Source organism: Stutzerimonas degradans (assembly GCF_024448505.1).
Lineage (GTDB): Bacteria > Pseudomonadota > Gammaproteobacteria > Pseudomonadales > Pseudomonadaceae > Stutzerimonas > Stutzerimonas degradans.
Genome location: NZ_JAMOHV010000001.1, coordinates 308,806 through 327,165, shown reverse-complemented (window position 1 = coordinate 327,165; position 18,360 = coordinate 308,806). Strand labels below are relative to the sequence as shown.

Here is an 18,360-nt window from a genome sequence, read left to right as displayed (position 1 = left end):
GATACTGTCACCCTGCCACTACTTTGTACAAGTTTTTCCGCACGCCGTACACGCGTCGAAAAGCCGTATAGCGCCAGAAACCGTCAAGCGGGCGGTAAGCAGAAGGGAACAAAATCTTTACGCCTGCAACATCCTGTACAGGTTGCGTGCAATGCGTGGCGGCGCGGTAGGCGCTGGCACCCCGCGCGGCGGAAGGGTCGTACCGCGGCGCCCGGACAGCCGACCTGCAACCGACAGGCGAATGCCGATCGAAACGACACGTCCGACGAGGCGCGGCGTGCTCGCCAAGCATCCTCCCGGCATGACGCATGCCGCGATCATCGCGGTCGCATCGCCGCCGACAGCGTCCGCAACAGAACCCCGAAACAGGACGACTCGAAGGGCATATGTGACGAGAACCAACCGGTCAGGCGGTCAGGCGCAACGGGGCGGAATCGTCGCTGGTAGAGTCGGCGGCGCCTTCCCGATCACTGGAGAAATCATGCGTCCACTGTTCAATGCCCTGTTGCTGGCCCTGCCCCTTTCGCTCTCGTCACTGGCCTTCGCTGCCGAGTCGCCAGCCGGGCGCTGGCAGACCATCGACGACGAAACCGGCAAGCCCAAGTCCATCGTCGAGATTCAGCAGACTGCTGACGGCTCGCTGACCGGCAAGGTCGTGGAAATCCTGCATTCGGAGCACGGGCCGAACCCGCTGTGCGACGAGTGCGAAGGTGAGCGCAAGGGCCAGCCCATCACCGGCATGACCATCCTCTGGGACCTGAAACCGGACGGTGAGCAGGTCTGGAGCAACGGCACCATCCTCGACCCGGCCAATGGCAAGACCTACCGGTCCAAGGCCACATTGCTCGATGGCGGCGACAAGCTCGAAGTACGCGGCTACATCGGCATCGAGGCGCTGGGGCGCAGCCAGACCTGGGTTCGTCGGTAACCCCCGCGAGCGGCCATCCGGGCCACCCGGCAGACAGCAAAAAGGCGCCCTTGGGCGCCTTTTTTGTTGCGGTCAGCTACCTGACGATCAGACCTTGCTGCGCTCGAAGCGCTTGCGGTCGTTCTCGTTGAGGTACTTTTTGCGCAGGCGGATCGACTTCGGCGTCACTTCCACCAGCTCGTCGTCGGCGATGAACTCCAGCGCCTGCTCGAGGGTGAACTTGATCGGCGGCACCAGGGCGATGACCTCGTCCTTGCCGGAAGCGCGCATGTTGTCGAGCTTCTTGCCCTTGGTGGGGTTGATCACCAGGTCGTTGTCACGGCTGTTGATGCCGCACAGCTGGCCTTCGTAGATCTCCTGGCCCGGCTCGAGGAACAGCTTGCCGCGGGCCTGCAGGGTTTCCAGCGAGTAGGTCAGCGCGGTGCCGGTGGCCATCGAGACCAGCACGCCGTTCTGGCGATTGGTGACTTCACCGGCCTTGATCGGGCCGTAGTGGCTGAACGTCGAGGTCAGGATGCCGGTGCCGGAGGTCAGGGTCAGGAAGTTGTTGCGGAAGCCGATCAGGCCGCGCGCCGGGATGGTGTATTCCAGGCGCACGCGGCCCTTGCCGTCGGGGATCATGTTGGTCAGATCGCCCTTGCGCAGGCCCATCTGCTCCATCACCGGACCCTGGTGCTGCTCCTCGATGTCGATGGTGACGTTCTCGTACGGTTCCTGCTTCTCGCCGGCCTCGTTCTCGATGATCACCACTTCCGGACGGCCGACGGCCAGCTCGAAGCCTTCGCGACGCATGGTTTCGATCAGCACCGACAGGTGCAGCTCGCCACGGCCGGAAACCTTGAACTTCTCGGGGCTCTCGCCCGGCTCGACGCGCAGCGCCACGTTATGCAGCAGCTCCTTGTCCAGGCGGTCCTTGATGTTGCGGCTGGTGACGAACTTGCCTTCTTTGCCGGCGAACGGCGAGTCGTTGACCTGGAAGGTCATGCTCACGGTCGGCTGGTCGACGGTCAGCGGCGGCAGCGCCTCGACGGCGTTCTGGTCGCACAGGGTGTCGGAGATGTACAGCTCGTCCATACCGGACACGCAGACGATGTCGCCGGCTTCGGCTTCGGCGACTTCGACGCGCTGCAGACCGGAGTGGCCCATGATCTTCAGGATGCGGCCGTTGCGACGCTTGCCGTCGGCGCCGATGGCGGTCACCGGGCTGTTGGCCTTGATGGTGCCGCGGGCGATGCGGCCGATGCCGATCACGCCGAGGAAGCTGTTGTAGTCCAGCTGCGAGATCTGCATCTGGAACGGACCGTCGAGGTCGACCTTGGGTGCCGGCACGTGGTCGATGATGGCCTGGAACAGCGGGTCCATGTTGTCTTCCAGATTTTCGTGGTCCAGACCGGCGATGCCATTCAGGGCGCTGGCGTAGACGATCGGGAAGTCGAGCTGCTCGTCGGTGGCGCCGAGGTTGTCGAACAGGTCGAAGATCTGGTCGACAACCCAGTCCGGACGCGCGCCCGGACGGTCGATCTTGTTGACCACGACGATCGGACGCAGGCCGGCCTTGAAGGCCTTCTGGGTCACGAAACGGGTCTGCGGCATGGGGCCGTCCTGGGCGTCGACCACCAGCAGCACGGAGTCGACCATGCTCATCACGCGCTCGACTTCACCGCCGAAGTCGGCGTGGCCGGGGGTGTCGACGATGTTGATGTTGTAGCCGTTCCACTTCAGCGCGGTGTTCTTGGCCAGGATGGTGATGCCGCGTTCCTTTTCCTGGTCGTTGGAGTCCATCACGCGCTCGTTTTCGGCTTCCTTGCGGTCCAGGGTGCCGGACAGGCGCAGCAGCTTGTCGACGAGGGTGGTTTTGCCGTGGTCGACGTGGGCGATGATGGCGATGTTGCGGAGATTCTCGATCACTGATTCGTTTCTCTGTAGAGAGCTTCGAGCTGAGGCTGGAAGCTTGAAGTAGTCCGGACGAAGGCTGGCTGTCCGAGGTTGTAACGGCACTGCATTGCGATCAGTGCAGGTCGGGGGGGCGGTGGCGGATGCTACCGCCCAGCAGTCCCGGCTGCTTCACCGAGGCGTCAGGCCGGACGATAGACGCGAACATTCACATGCCCCTCGCTCAGCAGATGGTGAGCATGCAGGCGGCTCATGACACCTTTGTCGCAATACAGCAGGTACTGGCGGTTTTCATCCAGTTCCTTGAAACGATTGTTCAGCGCATAGAACGGCAGCGTCTGTACTTCGATGCCCGCCAGTTCGAGCGGTTCGTCCTCGGCGGCATCCGGGTGACGAATGTCGAGGATGACCTGCCCGGCCATCGCCTCGCGGACTTCCTCGACCTTGATGTCCTCGCCCAGCTCGTCGATCACCCGGTCGATCGGCACCTGGCGCGCGCTGGCCAGGGCGCGCTCGAGGATGGCCATGTCGAACTGCTTCTCTTCGTGCTCGACGCGGTAGCGCTTGGCCTTGGTGGTCGGGTTCTTGGAGATCACGCCGCAGTACTCGGGCATGTTCTTGGCAAACTCGGCGGTGCCGATCTCGAAAGCGGTGTCGATGATGTCCTGCTTGTGGCTGGCGACCAGCGGACGCAGCACCAGCATGTTGGTCGCCGAGTCGATCACCGAGAGGTTCGGCAGGGTCTGGCTGGACACTTGGGAGATCGCCTCGCCGGTAACCAGCGCGTCGATGTGCAGACGCTCGGCGATCTGCGTGGCGGCGCGCAGCATCATGCGCTTCAACACCACGCCCATCTGGCTGTTGTCGACCTTCTCGAGAATCTCACCGACCACTTCCTCGAACGGCACGCTGATGAACAGCACGCGGTGCGAGCTGCCGTACTTCTTCCAGAGGTAATGGGCGACTTCCATCACCCCCAGCTCATGGGCGCGGCCGCCGAGGTTGAAGAAGCAGAAATGCGTCATCAGCCCGCGGCGCATCATCTGGTAGGCGGCGACGGTGGAATCGAAACCACCGGACATCAACACTAATGTCTGCTCCAGCGCGCCCAGCGGGTAGCCGCCGATGCCGTCATGCTGCTCGTGGACGACGAACAGGCGCTGATCGCGGATTTCCATGCGCACTTCGACTTCCGGCGCCTTCAACGAGATACCGGCGGCGCCGCACTGCTGGCGCAGCTGGCTGCCGACATGGCGCTCGACGTCCATCGAGGTGAACGGATGCTTGCCGGCGCGCTTGCAACGCACCGCGAAGATCTTGCCCGGCAGGCGCTCAGCGTAATGCGCCTTGCATTTCTCGACGATGTCGTCGAGATCGCCCAGCGGGTACTCGTGCACTTCCAGGCAATGGGCGATGCCCGGCGTGCAGCGCAGGCGCTCGATCATCTCGCGCAGCAGCTTCGGCTCGGTCAGCGCGGTTTCCACCTCGATGTTGTCCCACACCCCCTCGACCCGCAGCTCGGGGTCGAGCTCGCGCAGCACGGTGCGGATGTTCTTCGCCAGCTGGCGAATGAAGCCCTTGCGCACCGGCGGGCTCTTGATGGTGATTTCGGGGAAAACCTTGACGATCAGCTTCATGGGGGAAACAGCGCGTGCGCCGACATGGCGAAAAAACAGGGGCGCGGAGTATAGCGGAAACTGCTCAACATTTAGTCGGTTTTCTACGCGACGCGTTATTGCACCAAAATAGTGCAATGCCTATTGTGCGCGCACCATCCGGGCGCGCCCGCCGGGAGGTTCGCCTGCAAACTCCGAAGCCAAACTGCGCCGCCGCGCCATTTGGCGGCTGCAGGTCCATTTCGGAGCACTGGCATGCAATTTGCTCACTTGTGAGGCAGGTCGCCTTGGCGGAACATCGCCGCCGGCTCCGCCCTCGATTCGGAAGCGAACAGGCCGCTTCCACCATTTGGAGAACACCATGTCGAAGTCGCTTCAACTGATCAAAGATTACGATGTGAAGTGGATTGATCTGCGCTTCACCGACCCGAAGGGTCGCCAGCATCACATCACCATGCCGGCTCGCGACGCCGATGACGACTTCTTTGAAGTCGGCAAGATGTTCGACGGCTCCTCCATCGACGGCTGGAAGGGCATCGAGGCCTCCGACATGATCCTGCTGCCGGACGACAGCAGCGCCGTGCTGGACCCGTTCACCGAAGAGCCGACCCTGATCCTGGTCTGCGACGTGATCGAGCCGTCCACCATGCAGGGCTACGAGCGCGATCCGCGCGCCATCGCCCGCCGCGCCGAGGAATACCTGAAGTCCACCGGTATCGGCGACACCGTGTTCGTCGGCCCGGAGCCGGAGTTCTTCATCTTCGACGCGGTGAAGTTCAAGTCCGACATGTCCGGCTCGATGTTCAAGATCTTCTGCGAGCAGGCGTCCTGGAACAGCGACACCGACATGAACGGCGGCCAGGGCAACAACGGCCACCGCATCAGCGTCAAGGGCGGCTACCTGCCGACTCCGCCGAGCGATCCGGATCACGAGATCCGTACCGCCATGTGCAACGCTCTGGAAGAAATGGGCCAGGTCGTCGAAGTGCACCACCACGAAGTGGCCGCCGGGCAGAACGAGATCGGCGTGAAGTTCAACACGCTGGTCGCCAAGGCCGATGAAGTGCAGACCCTCAAGTACGTCGTGCACAACGTCGCCGAAGCCTATGGCAAGACCGCTACCTTCATGCCGAAGCCGCTGTACGGCGACAACGGTTCGGGCATGCACGTGCACATGTCGATCGCCAAAGACGGCAAGAACACCTTCGCTGGCGAAGGCTATGCCGGCCTGTCCGACACCGCGCTGTACTTCATCGGCGGCATCATCAAGCACGGCAAGGCGCTGAACGCCCTGACCAACCCGTCGACCAACTCGTACAAGCGTCTGGTTCCGGGCTTCGAAGCACCGGTCATGCTGGCCTACTCGGCACGCAACCGCTCCGCATCGATCCGCATCCCGTATGTGGCCAGCGCCCGCGGCCGCCGCATCGAGGCACGCTTCCCGGACCCGGCTGCCAACCCGTACCTGGCCTTCGCCGCGCTGCTGATGGCCGGTCTGGACGGTATCCAGAACAAGGTTCACCCTGGCGACGCTGCGGACAAGAACCTGTACGACCTGCCGCCGGAAGAGTCCAAGCTGATCCCGCAGGTGTGCGGCAGCCTGAAGGAAGCACTGGAGGCGCTGGAAGCCGACCACGACTTCCTGCTCAAGGGCGGCGTGTTCACCAAGGACTTCCTCGATGCCTTCATCGAGCTGAAGGCCGCCGAGGAGATCAAGGTGCGCACCTTCGTGCACCCGCTGGAATACGACCTGTACTACAGCGTCTAAGCAGCATCGCCTGTACGCAGAGGCCGCCTTCGGGCGGCCTCTGTCGTTTGCGCCGCCGTCACCGCGCGCAGCTTGTGCCGGCTCGCAAATCCGCATGCCCGGGCTTGCCTGGCGTCGCCCGCGGTGCAAGGCTCTCGCTGTCCTTCACGCGGAGCTTCCCATGCGCCACGCACTGTTCGGCCTGCTGCTGATCCTCAGCGCCCCGGCGATCGCCGAGATCTATACCTACACCGACGCCCAAGGCAACACTGTCTACACCAACCAGCCACCGGAAGGCGTCGCTGCCGAGCGCGTCGAGCTGCCGCCGCCCAACACCGTCGACATCCAGCCCCCCTCCGCACCGGCGCCCCTGCCGACGGACGCCGAAGCCGGACAACCGTACCGCTCGCTCGCGCTCAGCGGCATCCCGGACGAAGCCGCGCTACGCGCCAACAACGGCACGTTCGTGGTGAGTGCCGAGCTGGACCCGCCGCTACGACGCGGCCACCAGCTGCGCTTCGTCCTCGACGGCATTCCCCAGGCCGCCGCCAGCCAGGCCACCTCGCTGCAACTGAACAATATCGAGCGCGGCGAACACCGCCTGCAGGTCGAGGTGCTCAGCAATGGCCGGGTGATCCAGCGCAGCGAGCCGGCAGTATTCACCGTGCAACGCGTGCACACCTCCAGCCCCGCCCTACGCCACCGGGCAGCACCATGATCCGCAGCGGCCACTGGCTGACCGCGCTGCTGCTGGCGCTGGCGGCGCCGGCAAACGCGGGGATCTACAGCTACATCGATGCGGACGGCAACCGGGTGTTCACCGACCGCCCGGCCGGGCAGGCAGCCGAGCCGATCGAACTCAAGCCCACCAACGACATGCCAGCGCTGCCGCCCACCGCGCCCGCGGCGTCAGTGCCGGCCGCAACGGCGGCCATCCGCTACCAGTTGCAGATTGTCAGCCCAGCCGAGGACGAGACCATCCGCAGCAACGCCGGCGATCTGCTGGTCAGTGCCAGCGGCGACCCTGCGCCGCAGGCCGGCCACGGCTACCAGCTGCTGCTCGACGGCGAGGCGCTCAGCGCCGCCGGCCCCGAGACCCACTTCGAGCTGCACAACGTCGACCGCGGCACTCATCGACTGCAGCTGCGCGTGATCGACGCCGAAGGCCGCGAGCTGGCGCGCAGCCCGGCGCGCACCTTTCACCTGATTCGCACCTCGCTGGCCCAGCGGCGCATGGTCAATCCGTGCCGCAAGAACGACTACGGCGTACGCCCCGAATGCCCGCTCAAGGACAAGCCGGCGGAAAAACGCGACATCCCCTTCATTCCTTTCCTATGATCATCATGTGCACCCTTTTGGTGCACATGAGTGGCGAATAACACCCCCGCTCACCCTTTTGGTTCACGCAGGCCGGGCGCCAGATGCCGCCAGCACGCCGATGCGCGCCGTTTTGGCGCGTCTGGTTTGCTTCTTGCATTTGCCGGCCTACCCAAAGGATGCAGACCCGCCATGCTGACCGAAGCCCTGCAACGCCTGCTGATCGAGAACCTGACCACCGCGACGCTGCTGCTCGACGCGCGGTTGCGCCTGGAGTACATGAACCCGGCGGCGGAGATGCTGCTCGCCGTCAGCGGCCAGCGCAGCCACGGCCAGTTCATCAGCGAGCTGTTCACCGAGTCGCCCGAAGCGCTGGCCGCCCTGCGCCAGGCGGTCGCCGAGGCACACCCGTTCACCAAGCGCGAGGCCACGTTGACCTCGGCCACCGGCCAGACGCTGACCGTCGACTACGCGGTGACGCCGATTCCCGGCAGCGGCGAAACCATGCTGCTGCTCGAAGTGCTGCCGCGCGACCGGCTGCTGCGCATCACCAAGGAGGAGGCGCAGCTGTCCAAGCAGGAAACCACGCGGATGCTGGTGCGCGGCCTGGCCCACGAAATCAAGAATCCACTCGGCGGCATCCGCGGCGCCGCGCAACTGCTGGCCCGCGAACTGCCCGACGAACACCTGCAGGACTACACCGAGGTGATCATCGAGGAAGCCGACCGTCTGCGTAACCTGGTCGACCGCATGCTCGGCTCGAACCGCCTGCCGCGGCTGGAGATGACCAACATCCACGAGGTGCTGGAACACGTCGCCAGCCTGATCGAGGCCGAATGCCAGGGCAGCCTGGTGCTGGTTCGCGACTACGACCCGAGCATCCCCGAGATCCTCATGGACCGCGAGCAGATGATCCAGGCCGTGCTCAACATCATGCGCAATGCCATGCAGGCGCTGGCCGGGCAGACCGAACTGGGCCTGGGCCGCCTGACCCTGCGCAGCCGCACGGTGCGCCAGTTCACCATCGGCCACATCCGCCACCGGCTGGTGGCACGCATCGAGATCATCGACAACGGCCCCGGCATCCCGGCCGAACTGCAGAACACCCTGTTCTACCCGATGGTCAGCGGCCGCCCGGACGGCACCGGGCTGGGCCTGGCAATCACCCAGAACATCATCAGTCAGCACCAGGGCCTGATCGAGTGCGAAAGCCATCCCGGGCATACCGCCTTCTCGATCTTCCTGCCGCTCGAACAAGGAGCCCCCTGCCCATGAACCGAAGCGAAACCGTCTGGATCGTCGATGACGACCGCTCCATCCGCTGGGTCCTGGAGAAAGCGCTGCAGCAGGAAGGCATCGCCACGCAGAGCTTCGAAACCGCCGACAGCGTGCTCGGCCGCCTGACGCAGCAGCAGCCGGACGTGATCATCTCCGACATCCGCATGCCCGGCACCAGCGGCCTCGATCTGCTGGCGCAGATCCGCGAGCGGCACCCGCGTTTGCCGGTGATCATCATGACCGCGCACTCGGACCTCGACAGCGCCGTGGCCTCCTATCAGGGCGGCGCGTTCGAGTACCTGCCCAAGCCGTTCGACGTCGACGATGCGGTCTCGCTGGTCAAGCGCGCCAACCAGCATGCCCAGGAGCAACAGGGCCTGCAGGCGCCGGCCAGCCAGGCCCACACGCCGGAGATCATCGGCGAAGCGCCGGCGATGCAGGAGGTGTTCCGCGCCATCGGCCGCCTCTCGCACTCCAACATCACCGTGCTGATCAACGGTGAGTCCGGCACCGGCAAGGAGCTGGTCGCCCATGCCCTGCACCGTCACAGTCCGCGTGCGGCCTCGCCGTTCATCGCCCTGAACATGGCGGCAATCCCCAAGGACCTGATGGAATCCGAGCTGTTCGGCCATGAGAAGGGTGCGTTCACCGGCGCGGCGAACCAGCGCCGCGGGCGCTTCGAGCAGGCCGACGGCGGCACGCTGTTCCTCGACGAGATCGGCGACATGCCCGCCGACACCCAGACGCGTCTGCTGCGCGTGCTGGCCGACGGCGAGTTCTACCGCGTCGGCGGGCACACGCCGGTGCGCGTGGACGTGCGCATCATCGCCGCCACCCACCAAGACCTCGAGGCGCTGGTGCAGGCCGGCAAGTTCCGCGAAGACCTGTTCCATCGCCTCAACGTGATCCGCATCCACATTCCACGGCTGGCCGATCGCCGCGAGGACATCCCTGCGCTGGCGCAGCATTTTCTCGCCGCCGCCGCCGAGGAACTGGCCGTCGAGACCAAGCTGCTCAAGAGCGAAACGGCGGCCTTCCTGCAGCAGCTGCCGTGGCCGGGCAACGTGCGCCAGCTGGAGAACACCTGTCGCTGGATCACCGTGATGGCGTCCGGGCGCGAGGTGCACATCAGCGACCTGCCGCCGGAGCTGCTCAGCCTGCCGGCCGATGCCCAACCGATGCACAACTGGGAACAGGCGCTGCGCAGCTGGGCCGACCAGGCGCTGACGCTCGGCCAGTCGAACCTGCTGGAAACCACCGTGCCGGCGTTCGAGCGGATCATGATCGAGACCGCGCTCAAGCACACCGCCGGTCGCCGCCGCGACGCCGCGCTGCTGCTGGGCTGGGGACGCAACACCCTGACCCGCAAGATCAAGGAGCTGGGCATGGGTGATGGCCGGGATGAAGAGGAGGAGGAATAATCTGGCAGCGTCGTGCGTGGATGTCGCTTTTTACATCCAGCGCGACGCCGCTCGGCGGCTCAACCGCGGGATCGATGCGAAGACGTAATTCGAGACAGCCTCATGGAAGATCGTCCGCGGGCGCCAGCCGCAGCTCCAGCACCCAGTCAGCCTCCTCTTGCCGCTCGCTCGGCTGCACCCGCAGCGGCCTGAGCGCGACCAGATTCAGCAGCAGGTCCTGCCCGATGGCCTGGATGCGCCAGCGCACGCGCTGCCCGTCCACTTGCAACTGCCCGTCACGCTCGCCGCCCCGCGCCTGCAAGAGCAGCGCATAGGCGCCGTCGACCGTTTGTGCGCGGTACTGCGTCGGCGCACTGAAGCGCAGCAGCAGGCTTTCACCGATGCTCTCGACGGCGAGCAGCCGCGCCGGTTCGGGTGTCGTCAGCCGGCCGATCATCATCCCCACCAGCAGGCCGATCAGCACCAGCGAGGCGAAAAAGCGCCGCCGCAGGCGCGGCCGCGGGTCCGGCGCAGTAGAATCGCCGCCGTCGTCCAATCGGGTGCTGCGCATGTTTCACGTGATCCTTTTCCAGCCGGAGATTCCACCGAACACCGGCAACATTATCAGGCTCTGCGCCAATGCCGGGTGCAGCCTGCACCTGATCGAGCCGCTGGGCTATGAACTGGACGACAAGCGCTTGCGCCGCGCCGGCCTGGATTACCACGAATACGCGCCGCTGCGCCGGCATGCCAGCCTCGAGGCCTGCCTCGCCGAACTGGGCATTGCGCCACCCGGGCAGACCGGCGCTGACGACGCCCCACGCCTGTTTGCCTTCACCACCAAGGGTTCGCAGCCGTTCCATCAGGTCGCATTCCGCCGTGGCGACGCCTTCCTCTTCGGCCCCGAGAGCCGTGGCCTGCCGGACGCGGTACGCGACGCCTTCCCCGCCGAGCGCCGCCTGCGCCTGCCGATGCGCCCGGACAGCCGCAGCCTGAATCTGTCCAACACCGTCGCCATCGCCGTCTACGAGGCCTGGCGCCAGCTCGGTTTCACCCTGGACTGAGGCGAGCGCTGCGCTAACCGATGGTCGAGCGGCGTTGAAAAGCCTGCGACGGTGCCCCATATCACCCTGCATTCGGGCATTCATCGCCCCGCAGCGTGGAGATTTCCCTTGACCACCATCGTTTCAGTGCGCCGCAACGGCAAAGTCGTCATGGGCGGCGACGGCCAGGTTTCCCTCGGCAATACCGTCATGAAGGGCAACGCCAAGAAGGTCCGCCGCCTCTATCACGGTCAGGTGCTGGCCGGTTTCGCTGGCGCCACTGCTGACGCCTTCACCCTCTTCGAGCGCTTCGAGGGTCAGCTGGAGAAACATCAGGGCCATCTGGTGCGCGCCGCCGTCGAGCTGGCCAAAGACTGGCGCACCGACCGTTCGCTGAGCCGCCTGGAAGCCATGCTCGCGGTGGCCAACAAGGACGCCTCGCTGATCATCACCGGCAACGGCGACGTGGTCGAACCCGAGCACGGGCTGATCGCCATGGGGTCCGGGGGCGGCTTCGCCCAGGCCGCCGCCATGGCCCTGCTGCAGAAGGCCGGCGACGACATGAGCGCCCGCGAAATCGCCGAGACCGCGCTGAACATCGCCGGCAGCATCTGCGTGTTCACCAACCAGAATCTGACCATCGAAGAGCTGGACTCGGCCATCTGAGCCGTGCCGCTGGAGTAATCGCATGTCCATGACGCCCCGCGAGATCGTCCACGAACTCAACCGCCACATCATCGGCCAGGACGACGCCAAGCGCGCCGTGGCCATTGCCCTGCGCAACCGCTGGCGGCGCATGCAGCTGCCGGCCGAGCTGCGCCAGGAAGTCACGCCGAAAAACATCCTGATGATCGGCCCGACCGGCGTCGGCAAGACCGAGATCGCCCGCCGCCTGGCCAAGCTGGCCAACGCGCCATTCCTGAAGGTGGAAGCGACCAAGTTCACCGAGGTCGGCTATGTCGGCCGCGACGTCGAATCGATCATCCGCGACCTGGCCGACGCCGCGCTGAAGATGCTGCGCGAGCAGGAGGTGCACAAGATGCGCCACCGCGCCGAGGACGCCGCCGAAGAGCGCATCCTCGACGCCCTGCTGCCGCCGGCACGTCCGGTGGGCTTCTCCGAGGAGCCGGTGCAGTCGGCCGATTCCAACACCCGCCAGCTGTTCCGCAAGCGCCTGCGCGAAGGCCAGCTGGACGACAAGGAAATCGACATCGAGGTCGCCGAAAACCCGGCGGGCGTGGAAATCATGGCGCCGCCCGGCATGGAAGAGATGACCAGCCAGCTGCAGAACCTCTTCGCCAACATGGGCAAGGGCAAAAAGAAGAGCCGCAAGCTGAAGATCAAGGAAGCCTTCAAGCTGATCCGCGACGAAGAAGCCGCGCGCCTGGTCAACGAAGAAGACCTCAAGGCACGCGCCCTGGAAGCGGTGGAACAGAACGGCATCGTCTTCATCGACGAGATCGACAAGGTCGCAAAGCGCGGCAACACCGGCGGCGCCGACGTTTCCCGCGAGGGTGTGCAGCGCGACCTGCTGCCGCTGATCGAAGGCAGCACGGTCAACACCAAGCTCGGTATGGTCAAGACCGACCACATCCTGTTCATCGCCTCGGGCGCCTTCCACCTGTCCAAGCCCAGCGACCTGGTGCCCGAACTGCAGGGCCGCCTGCCGATCCGCGTCGAGCTCAAGGCGCTGTCGCCGGAAGACTTCGAGCGCATCCTCACCGAGCCGCACGCCTCGCTCACCGAGCAGTATCGCGAGCTGCTGAAGACCGAGGGCCTGCACGTGGAATTTCTCGACGACGGCATCAAGCGCATCGCCGAGATCGCCTGGCAGGTCAACGAGAAGACCGAGAACATCGGCGCGCGCCGGCTGCACACACTGCTCGAACGCCTGCTGGAGGAAGTCTCCTTCAGCGCCGGCGACCTGGCGGCCAAGCAGGACGGCGAGGCGATCCGCATCGATGCCGCCTACGTCAACCAGCACCTCGGCGAACTGGCGCAGGACGAAGACCTGTCGCGCTACATCCTTTAACAGCAGCCACGAGTCGCCCGCGACGAGCCGCAGACAACACTGCCTCGGCTGGTCGCTCGCGGCTTGTCGCTTGGAGCTGACCCATGCGTATCCCCACCGCCATCAAGCTGCACAAGGCATCGAAGACCCTGGAACTGGAGTACGGTGCCAACGAGCGCTACGTGCTGAGCGCGGAATTCCTGCGCGTGCATTCGCCTTCGGCGGAGGTGCAGGGCCACGGCAATCCGGTGCTGCAGACCGGCAAGCTCAACGTCGGGCTGGACAAGCTGGAACCGGCCGGCCAGTACGCGCTGAAGCTGACCTTCAGCGACGGCCATGACAGCGGGCTGTTCACCTGGGATTACCTGGAGCGCCTGGCGCTCGACCAGCAAGCGCTGTGGGACGACTACCTGCAGGCGCTGGAGAAGGCCGGCAAGTCGCGCGACCCGGACGAATCGGTGGTCAAGCTGATGCTGTAACAGCCGCTGCGACTGCCCGCTGGATCAGATGCCATCGGGTGGCTGCTTCAGCCTCGCGGGGCGGAGGTGGAAAGCTGCATCTACCCAACGCCCGGAAGCTTCACCGACTCAGGCCAGCGCCTTGTCCAGCGCCCGCTCGATCTGCCCCTGGATGCTTGCACCCATCGCCGACAGCAGCAGACCCAGGTTGAGCTGCACCTTCACCCGGTTCTCGCCCACCTCGATCTGTCCATCGGCGCCACTGCGCCGCACCGCCAGCACGTCGCCCTGCCAGCGGTAACTGACGCCGTACTCGCTGGCCAGCCGACTGGCCAGCTGCTCGGCCTTGGCGCGAGCGGCTTCGCGACCGAGACTGTGGGAACGCTCGACGATGATTCTGGACATGCCGACTCCTGACTGCAGGCCGATGAACGGCCGGCACTATACAGCAGCCACTGCGCCGACGGACGACGGCACTTGCACCGGACCCGACCGTAATCAAGTTTTCCTGTATTAGCGCGTCGGCGCGGCTTCGCACCTGAAGCGAGGTGCAGTCTTTTGGGTTTAGAATGCGCGGCACATTCTTCCGGTGACAGTGACATGACCGATCCACGCAAAGCGCATGACGCGGAACCGACCACCCATTTCGGCTACAAGAGCGTGCCGGAAAGCCAGAAGGCACAGAAGGTGGCCGAGGTATTCCATTCCGTAGCCGCTAAGTACGACCTGATGAACGACCTCATGTCCGGTGGTATTCACCGGCTGTGGAAGCGCTTCACCATCGAGCTGTCCGGCGCCCGCCCGGGCAATCGCATCCTCGACATCGCCGGCGGCACCGGTGATCTGACCCGCCAGTTCTCGCGCATCGTCGGCCCTACCGGCGAGGTGGTACTGGCCGACATCAACGCCTCGATGCTCAAGGTCGGCCGCGACAAGCTGCTGGACAAGGGCGTGGCCGGCAACGTCAAGTTCGTTCAGGCCGACGCCGAGAAGCTGCCCTTCCCGGACAACCACTTCGATGTGGTCACCATCGCCTTCGGCCTGCGCAACGTCACCCACAAGGAAGACGCCATCGCCTCCATGCTGCGCGTGCTCAAGCCGGGTGGCCGCCTGCTGGTGCTGGAATTCTCCAAGCCGACCAACCAGCTGTTCTCCAAGGCTTACGACGCCTATTCGTTCAGCCTGCTGCCGATGATGGGCAAGCTGATCACCAATGACGCCGGGAGCTATCGCTACCTCGCCGAGTCGATCCGCATGCACCCCGATCAGGAAACCCTCAAGGGCATGATGCAGACCGCCGGTTTCGAGCGCGTGACCTACCACAACATGACCGGCGGTATCGTCGCGCTGCACCGGGGCATCAAGCCCTGATGCTGCGCACAGCCCTGCTGGCCAGCGCCGAGCGCGGCCTCAACGGCATCCTGCGCCTGGACCCGGCCGCACTGCCGCGGCTGGCCCGGCTTAGTGGCCGCATCATCGAGATCGAGTGCACGGCGCCGAACTGGCGTCTGTTCGTCCTTGCCGATGAAGAGGGCCTGCGCCTCGCCTCGAGCTGGGCCAGCGATGCCGATTGCCGCCTGCGCGCCCCGGCGAGCAGCCTGCTCCGGCTCGCCGTCAGTCGCAACAAGACGGCCGTACTGCACGGCCCGGACGTCGAGATCGACGGCGACAGCGGCGTGCTGATGAATCTCGCCGAGGTGCTGCAGGACCTCGAACTGGACTGGGAATACGAACTCTCGCGCTGGCTCGGCCCGGTCGCCAGCCAGCTGCTCGGTTCCAGCGTGCGCGCGCCGTTGCGCTGGGCGCGCGACAGCGCCGACTCGCTGCGCCTGGACCTGGCCGACTACCTCAGCGAGGAAAGCCGCGCACTGGTCGGCCAGGCCGAAGCCGAAGCGCGCTTCGCCGAGCTGGACGCACTGAAACTGGCCCTCGACCGACTCGAGGCACGCGTCGAACGCCTCGCTCTCCACCTGAAACCAGATCAAGCCGAATGAAGCTGTTCGCTGCCACTGCCCGCCTGTTCCGCATCCTGCTGGTGGTGATCCGTTACCGCCTGGATGACATTCTGCTCGACCTGCCGATGCCCTGGTGGCTGCGTACCACCAGCTACCTGCTGCCCTGGCGCTGGGTTCCACGCCGCCAGAGCACGCTTTCGCGCGGCGCGCGCCTGCGCCTGGCGCTGGAAGGGCTGGGACCGATCTTCATCAAGTTCGGCCAGCTGCTGTCCACCCGTCGCGACCTGCTGCCGGCCGATATCGCCGACGAGCTGGCCATGCTGCAGGACCGCGTGCCGCCGTTCGATTCCGCACATGCCATCGAGCTGATCGAGCAGCAGCTCGGCGCGCCGGTCGGCGAGCTGTTCGCCCGCTTCGACAGCACTCCGCTGGCCTCCGCCTCGGTGGCTCAAGTGCATGCCGCGCGGCTGCACAGCGGCGAGGAAGTCATCGTCAAGGTAGTGCGGCCGAACCTGCGTCCGGTGATCGGCCAGGATCTGGCCTGGCTGTTCCTCCTGGCCAAGACCGCCGAGCGCGCCTCGATCGACGCCCGCCGGCTGCATCTGGTCGAGGTGGTCGAGGATTACGCCAAGACGATCTACGACGAACTCGACCTGCTGCGCGAAGCGGCCAACGCCAGCCAGCTGCGGCGCAACTTCGAGGGCTCGCCGCTGCTCTACGTGCCGCAGGTGCATTGGGACTATTGCCGCCCGCAGGTGCTGGTAATGGAGCGCATCTATGGCGTGCCGGTCACCGACATGGCGGCGCTCGCGCGGCAGAACACCGACATGCGCCAGCTCGCCGAGCGCGGCGTGGAAATCTTCTTCACCCAGGTGTTCCGCGACAGTTTCTTCCACGCCGACATGCATCCGGGCAACATCTTCGTCAGCACCCATCAGCCGTGGAGCCCGCAGTACATCGCGGTGGACTTCGGCATCGTCGGCAGCCTGACGCCCGAGGACCAGGACTATCTCGCGCGCAACCTGATGGCCTTCTTCAAGCGCGACTACCGCAAGGTGGCGCAGCTGCACATCGACTCGGGCTGGGTGCCGGCGGAAACCAAGGTCAACGAATTCGAGGCGGCGATCCGCACGGTGTGCGAGCCGATCTTCGAGAAGCCGCTCAAGGACATCTCCTTCGGTCAGCTGCTGGTGCGCCTGTTCCAGGTTGCCCGGCGCTTCAACATGGAAGTACAGCCGCAGCTGGTGCTGCTGCAGAAAACCCTGCTGAACATCGAGGGGCTGGGCCGTGAGCTGTATCCGCAGCTCGACCTCTGGACCACCGGCCAGCCCTATCTGGAACGCTGGATGCGCGAGCGCATGAGCCCGCGCCAGCTGCTGAAGAACGTGCATGCGCAGATCGAGCAGGTTCCGCACCTGGCACACATGACGCGCGAGCTGCTCGAACGCATGGCCCATCCGCACGCCGACAATCCGCCGCCGCCCTGGCGCGAGCGCAACCGCGGCTGGCCGCTGCGGCTGATCGGCGCGCTGCTGCTGGGTAGTGGCGCCACGCTCGCCGCCGGCGCCGAGCACCTCGTCGGGCCGCAAACCTGGCCGGCCTGGGTGATGCTGGTGGCCGGCACGTACATCGTCGTGCGCCGATAGCCAGGCTCGATGGGGGCTGGCACACTTGACGCACTCAGCGGAGATATCGATGAACTGGCTGGACGAGATCAACTGGAATAGCGACGGGCTGGTCCCGGCGATCGCCCAGGACCACAAGACCGGCCGCGTGCTGATGATGGCCTGGATGAATCGCGAGGCGCTGACGCTGACTGCCCGCGAGCAGCGTGCCATCTACTGGTCACGCTCGCGCGGCAAGCTGTGGCGCAAGGGCGAGGAGTCCGGCCATGTGCAGAAGCTGCACGAGCTGCGCCTGGACTGCGACGCCGATGTGATCATCCTGCTGGTCGAGCAGATCGGTGGCATCGCCTGCCATACCGGACGCGAAAGCTGCTTCTACAGGGTCTTCGAGAATGACGCCTGGAAGGTCGTCGAGCCGGTCCTGAAGGACCCGCACGCCATCTATGCGGAGCACAAGCATGAGTGACACCCTCACCCGCCTGGCCGAAGTGCTGGAAGCCCGCAAGGGCGCCGCACCGGACAGTTCCTACGTGGCCAGCCTGTACCACAAGGGCCTGAACAAGATTCTCGAAAAGGTTGGCGAGGAGTCGGTGGAAACCATCCTGGCCGCCAAGGACGCCGCCACCAGCGGCGACTGCAGCGATCTCATCTACGAAACCGCCGACCTGTGGTTCCACAGCCTGGTCATGCTCGCCGCCCTCGGCCAGCATCCCCAGGCAGTGCTGGACGAACTGGACCGGCGCTTCGGTCTCTCCGGACACGCGGAAAAAGCCGCGCGTCCGCAAACCTGATTCTATCTGGAGTATCAAATCATGGGTCTTGGCGGCATTAGCATCTGGCAACTCCTGATCATCCTGCTCATCGTCATCATGCTGTTCGGCACCAAGCGCCTCAAGGGCCTGGGCTCCGACCTCGGCGATGCGATCAAGGGCTTTCGCAAATCGATGGGCACCGACGACGACAAGCCAGGCGTCGAGGAAAAGCCCGGGCAGACCATCGACGCCCAGGCGCGCAAGGTCGAAGAGCCGACCCGCAAAGACTAGTCGTCCGCAGCCCCGACAGGCCTGAGCAGCGCTCGGGCTGTCGGCG

General features: G+C 65.4%; 20 protein-coding genes. 16 read left to right on the top strand and 4 right to left on the bottom strand.

Annotated elements, in window-relative coordinates; all coding sequences use genetic code 11:
* The first annotated feature begins 481 nt into the window (after positions 1-481).
* Positions 482-928, top strand: coding sequence for a DUF2147 domain-containing protein (locus tag NAV27_RS01590; protein WP_102827982.1), 447 nt, complete (start codon positions 482-484; stop codon positions 926-928).
* An 87-nt stretch (positions 929-1,015) separates the two neighbouring features.
* On the opposite strand, the gene typA is transcribed toward NAV27_RS01590, so the two are convergent.
* Positions 1,016-2,836, bottom strand: a complete 1,821-nt coding sequence (typA, locus tag NAV27_RS01585; RefSeq protein ID WP_102827983.1) for a translational GTPase TypA — start codon at positions 2,834-2,836, stop codon at positions 1,016-1,018.
* A gap of 167 nt (positions 2,837-3,003) precedes the next feature.
* Positions 3,004-4,458 (bottom strand): tRNA uracil 4-sulfurtransferase ThiI, encoded by a 1,455-nt coding sequence (gene thiI, locus NAV27_RS01580; protein WP_102827984.1) that lies wholly within the window; start codon positions 4,456-4,458, stop codon positions 3,004-3,006.
* Positions 4,459-4,798: 340 nt separating this feature from the next.
* Here thiI and glnA point away from each other — a divergent pair, with 340 nt between their 5' ends.
* The 5 genes from glnA (at position 4,799) to ntrC (ending at position 10,200) form a co-directional block, all read left to right on the top strand.
* Positions 4,799-6,205 carry a type I glutamate--ammonia ligase gene (gene glnA, locus NAV27_RS01575; protein WP_102827985.1) on the top strand — a complete coding sequence of 469 codons (1,407 nt, stop codon included), beginning with the start codon at positions 4,799-4,801 and terminating at the stop codon, positions 6,203-6,205.
* 160 nt (positions 6,206-6,365) lie between these two features.
* Positions 6,366-6,902 carry a DUF4124 domain-containing protein gene (locus tag NAV27_RS01570; RefSeq protein ID WP_102827986.1) on the top strand — a complete coding sequence of 179 codons (537 nt, stop codon included), beginning with the start codon at positions 6,366-6,368 and terminating at the stop codon, positions 6,900-6,902.
* Positions 6,899-7,522, top strand: a complete 624-nt coding sequence (locus NAV27_RS01565) for a DUF4124 domain-containing protein (protein WP_102827987.1) — start codon at positions 6,899-6,901, stop codon at positions 7,520-7,522. The genes NAV27_RS01570 and NAV27_RS01565 overlap by 4 nt, the downstream gene beginning before the upstream one ends.
* Positions 7,523-7,693: 171 nt before the next feature.
* Positions 7,694-8,776 carry a nitrogen regulation protein NR(II) gene (gene glnL / locus NAV27_RS01560; RefSeq protein ID WP_008567089.1) on the top strand — a complete coding sequence of 361 codons (1,083 nt, stop codon included), beginning with the start codon at positions 7,694-7,696 and terminating at the stop codon, positions 8,774-8,776.
* On the top strand, positions 8,773-10,200 hold the full coding sequence (gene ntrC / locus NAV27_RS01555) for a nitrogen regulation protein NR(I) (RefSeq protein ID WP_102827988.1): 1,428 nt from the start codon (positions 8,773-8,775) through the stop codon (positions 10,198-10,200). Before glnL ends, ntrC begins: the two co-directional genes overlap by 4 nt.
* Before the next feature lie 100 nt (positions 10,201-10,300).
* Here the strand turns inward: ntrC and NAV27_RS01550 are convergent, their stop codons facing one another.
* On the bottom strand, positions 10,301-10,750 hold the full coding sequence (locus NAV27_RS01550) for a hypothetical protein (RefSeq protein ID WP_043295394.1): 450 nt from the start codon (positions 10,748-10,750) through the stop codon (positions 10,301-10,303).
* On the opposite strand from NAV27_RS01550, the gene NAV27_RS01545 reads away from it, so the two are divergent.
* From NAV27_RS01545 to NAV27_RS01530, 4 genes are all read left to right on the top strand, one after another.
* On the top strand, positions 10,749-11,243 hold the full coding sequence (locus tag NAV27_RS01545) for a tRNA (cytidine(34)-2'-O)-methyltransferase (protein WP_102827989.1): 495 nt from the start codon (positions 10,749-10,751) through the stop codon (positions 11,241-11,243). The genes NAV27_RS01550 and NAV27_RS01545 overlap by 2 nt on opposite strands.
* 108 nt (positions 11,244-11,351) lie before the next feature.
* On the top strand, positions 11,352-11,888 hold the full coding sequence (hslV, locus tag NAV27_RS01540; protein WP_003286699.1) for an ATP-dependent protease subunit HslV: 537 nt from the start codon (positions 11,352-11,354) through the stop codon (positions 11,886-11,888).
* A gap of 22 nt (positions 11,889-11,910) precedes the next feature.
* Complete coding sequence (gene hslU / locus NAV27_RS01535; protein WP_102827990.1) at positions 11,911-13,254, top strand: ATP-dependent protease ATPase subunit HslU; 1,344 nt, start codon at positions 11,911-11,913, stop codon at positions 13,252-13,254.
* An 83-nt stretch (positions 13,255-13,337) separates the two neighbouring features.
* Positions 13,338-13,712, top strand: a complete 375-nt coding sequence (locus NAV27_RS01530) for a gamma-butyrobetaine hydroxylase family protein (RefSeq protein WP_102827991.1) — start codon at positions 13,338-13,340, stop codon at positions 13,710-13,712.
* A gap of 108 nt (positions 13,713-13,820) precedes the next feature.
* On the opposite strand, the gene NAV27_RS01525 is transcribed toward NAV27_RS01530, so the two are convergent.
* Entirely contained in the window at positions 13,821-14,096 is a 276-nt protein-coding gene (locus NAV27_RS01525; protein ID WP_008567081.1) for a polyhydroxyalkanoic acid system family protein, read from the bottom strand.
* A 195-nt stretch (positions 14,097-14,291) separates the two neighbouring features.
* Here NAV27_RS01525 and ubiE point away from each other — a divergent pair, with 195 nt between their 5' ends.
* From ubiE to tatA, 6 genes are read left to right on the top strand one after another with little or no spacing between them, the layout of a single operon-like run.
* Positions 14,292-15,062: a bifunctional demethylmenaquinone methyltransferase/2-methoxy-6-polyprenyl-1,4-benzoquinol methylase UbiE gene (gene ubiE / locus NAV27_RS01520; protein ID WP_102827992.1), complete on the top strand. Its 771-nt coding sequence runs from the start codon at positions 14,292-14,294 to the stop codon at positions 15,060-15,062.
* The gene (locus NAV27_RS01515; RefSeq protein WP_102827993.1) at positions 15,062-15,685 is read left to right on the top strand and encodes a ubiquinone biosynthesis accessory factor UbiJ; all 624 of its coding nucleotides are present in this window, start codon (positions 15,062-15,064) and stop codon (positions 15,683-15,685) included. The genes ubiE and NAV27_RS01515 overlap by 1 nt, the downstream gene beginning before the upstream one ends.
* Positions 15,682-17,292, top strand: a complete 1,611-nt coding sequence (gene ubiB / locus NAV27_RS01510; RefSeq protein WP_043295380.1) for a ubiquinone biosynthesis regulatory protein kinase UbiB — start codon at positions 15,682-15,684, stop codon at positions 17,290-17,292. The genes NAV27_RS01515 and ubiB overlap by 4 nt, the downstream gene beginning before the upstream one ends.
* 43 nt (positions 17,293-17,335) lie before the next feature.
* Entirely contained in the window at positions 17,336-17,737 is a 402-nt protein-coding gene (gene hisI, locus NAV27_RS01505; RefSeq protein ID WP_256055285.1) for a phosphoribosyl-AMP cyclohydrolase, read from the top strand.
* The gene (locus NAV27_RS01500) at positions 17,730-18,062 is read left to right on the top strand and encodes a phosphoribosyl-ATP diphosphatase (protein WP_008569470.1); all 333 of its coding nucleotides are present in this window, start codon (positions 17,730-17,732) and stop codon (positions 18,060-18,062) included. Before hisI ends, NAV27_RS01500 begins: the two co-directional genes overlap by 8 nt.
* A 21-nt stretch (positions 18,063-18,083) precedes the next feature.
* The gene (gene tatA, locus NAV27_RS01495; protein WP_003286709.1) at positions 18,084-18,314 is read left to right on the top strand and encodes a twin-arginine translocase TatA/TatE family subunit; all 231 of its coding nucleotides are present in this window, start codon (positions 18,084-18,086) and stop codon (positions 18,312-18,314) included.
* Positions 18,315-18,360 lie beyond the last annotated feature (46 nt).

Excerpts from the sequence above, each read along its gene's own strand:
- NAV27_RS01590 (WP_102827982.1), top strand. The coding sequence starts at position 482 with ATGCGTCCACTGTTCAATGCCCTGTTGCTGGCCCTGCCCCTTTCGCTC.
- thiI (WP_102827984.1), bottom strand. The coding sequence starts at position 4,458 with ATGAAGCTGATCGTCAAGGTTTTCCCCGAAATCACCATCAAGAGCCCG.
- glnA (WP_102827985.1), top strand. The coding sequence starts at position 4,799 with ATGTCGAAGTCGCTTCAACTGATCAAAGATTACGATGTGAAGTGGATT.
- NAV27_RS01570 (WP_102827986.1), top strand. The coding sequence starts at position 6,366 with ATGCGCCACGCACTGTTCGGCCTGCTGCTGATCCTCAGCGCCCCGGCG.
- NAV27_RS01565 (WP_102827987.1), top strand. The coding sequence starts at position 6,899 with ATGATCCGCAGCGGCCACTGGCTGACCGCGCTGCTGCTGGCGCTGGCG.
- glnL (WP_008567089.1), top strand. The coding sequence starts at position 7,694 with ATGCTGACCGAAGCCCTGCAACGCCTGCTGATCGAGAACCTGACCACC.
- ntrC (WP_102827988.1), top strand. The coding sequence starts at position 8,773 with ATGAACCGAAGCGAAACCGTCTGGATCGTCGATGACGACCGCTCCATC.
- NAV27_RS01545 (WP_102827989.1), top strand. The coding sequence starts at position 10,749 with ATGTTTCACGTGATCCTTTTCCAGCCGGAGATTCCACCGAACACCGGC.
- NAV27_RS01550 (WP_043295394.1), bottom strand. The coding sequence starts at position 10,750 with ATGCGCAGCACCCGATTGGACGACGGCGGCGATTCTACTGCGCCGGAC.
- hslU (WP_102827990.1), top strand. The coding sequence starts at position 11,911 with ATGTCCATGACGCCCCGCGAGATCGTCCACGAACTCAACCGCCACATC.
- NAV27_RS01530 (WP_102827991.1), top strand. The coding sequence starts at position 13,338 with ATGCGTATCCCCACCGCCATCAAGCTGCACAAGGCATCGAAGACCCTG.
- NAV27_RS01525 (WP_008567081.1), bottom strand. The coding sequence starts at position 14,096 with ATGTCCAGAATCATCGTCGAGCGTTCCCACAGTCTCGGTCGCGAAGCC.
- ubiE (WP_102827992.1), top strand. The coding sequence starts at position 14,292 with ATGACCGATCCACGCAAAGCGCATGACGCGGAACCGACCACCCATTTC.
- NAV27_RS01515 (WP_102827993.1), top strand. The coding sequence starts at position 15,062 with ATGCTGCGCACAGCCCTGCTGGCCAGCGCCGAGCGCGGCCTCAACGGC.
- ubiB (WP_043295380.1), top strand. The coding sequence starts at position 15,682 with ATGAAGCTGTTCGCTGCCACTGCCCGCCTGTTCCGCATCCTGCTGGTG.
- NAV27_RS01500 (WP_008569470.1), top strand. The coding sequence starts at position 17,730 with ATGAGTGACACCCTCACCCGCCTGGCCGAAGTGCTGGAAGCCCGCAAG.
- tatA (WP_003286709.1), top strand. The coding sequence starts at position 18,084 with ATGGGTCTTGGCGGCATTAGCATCTGGCAACTCCTGATCATCCTGCTC.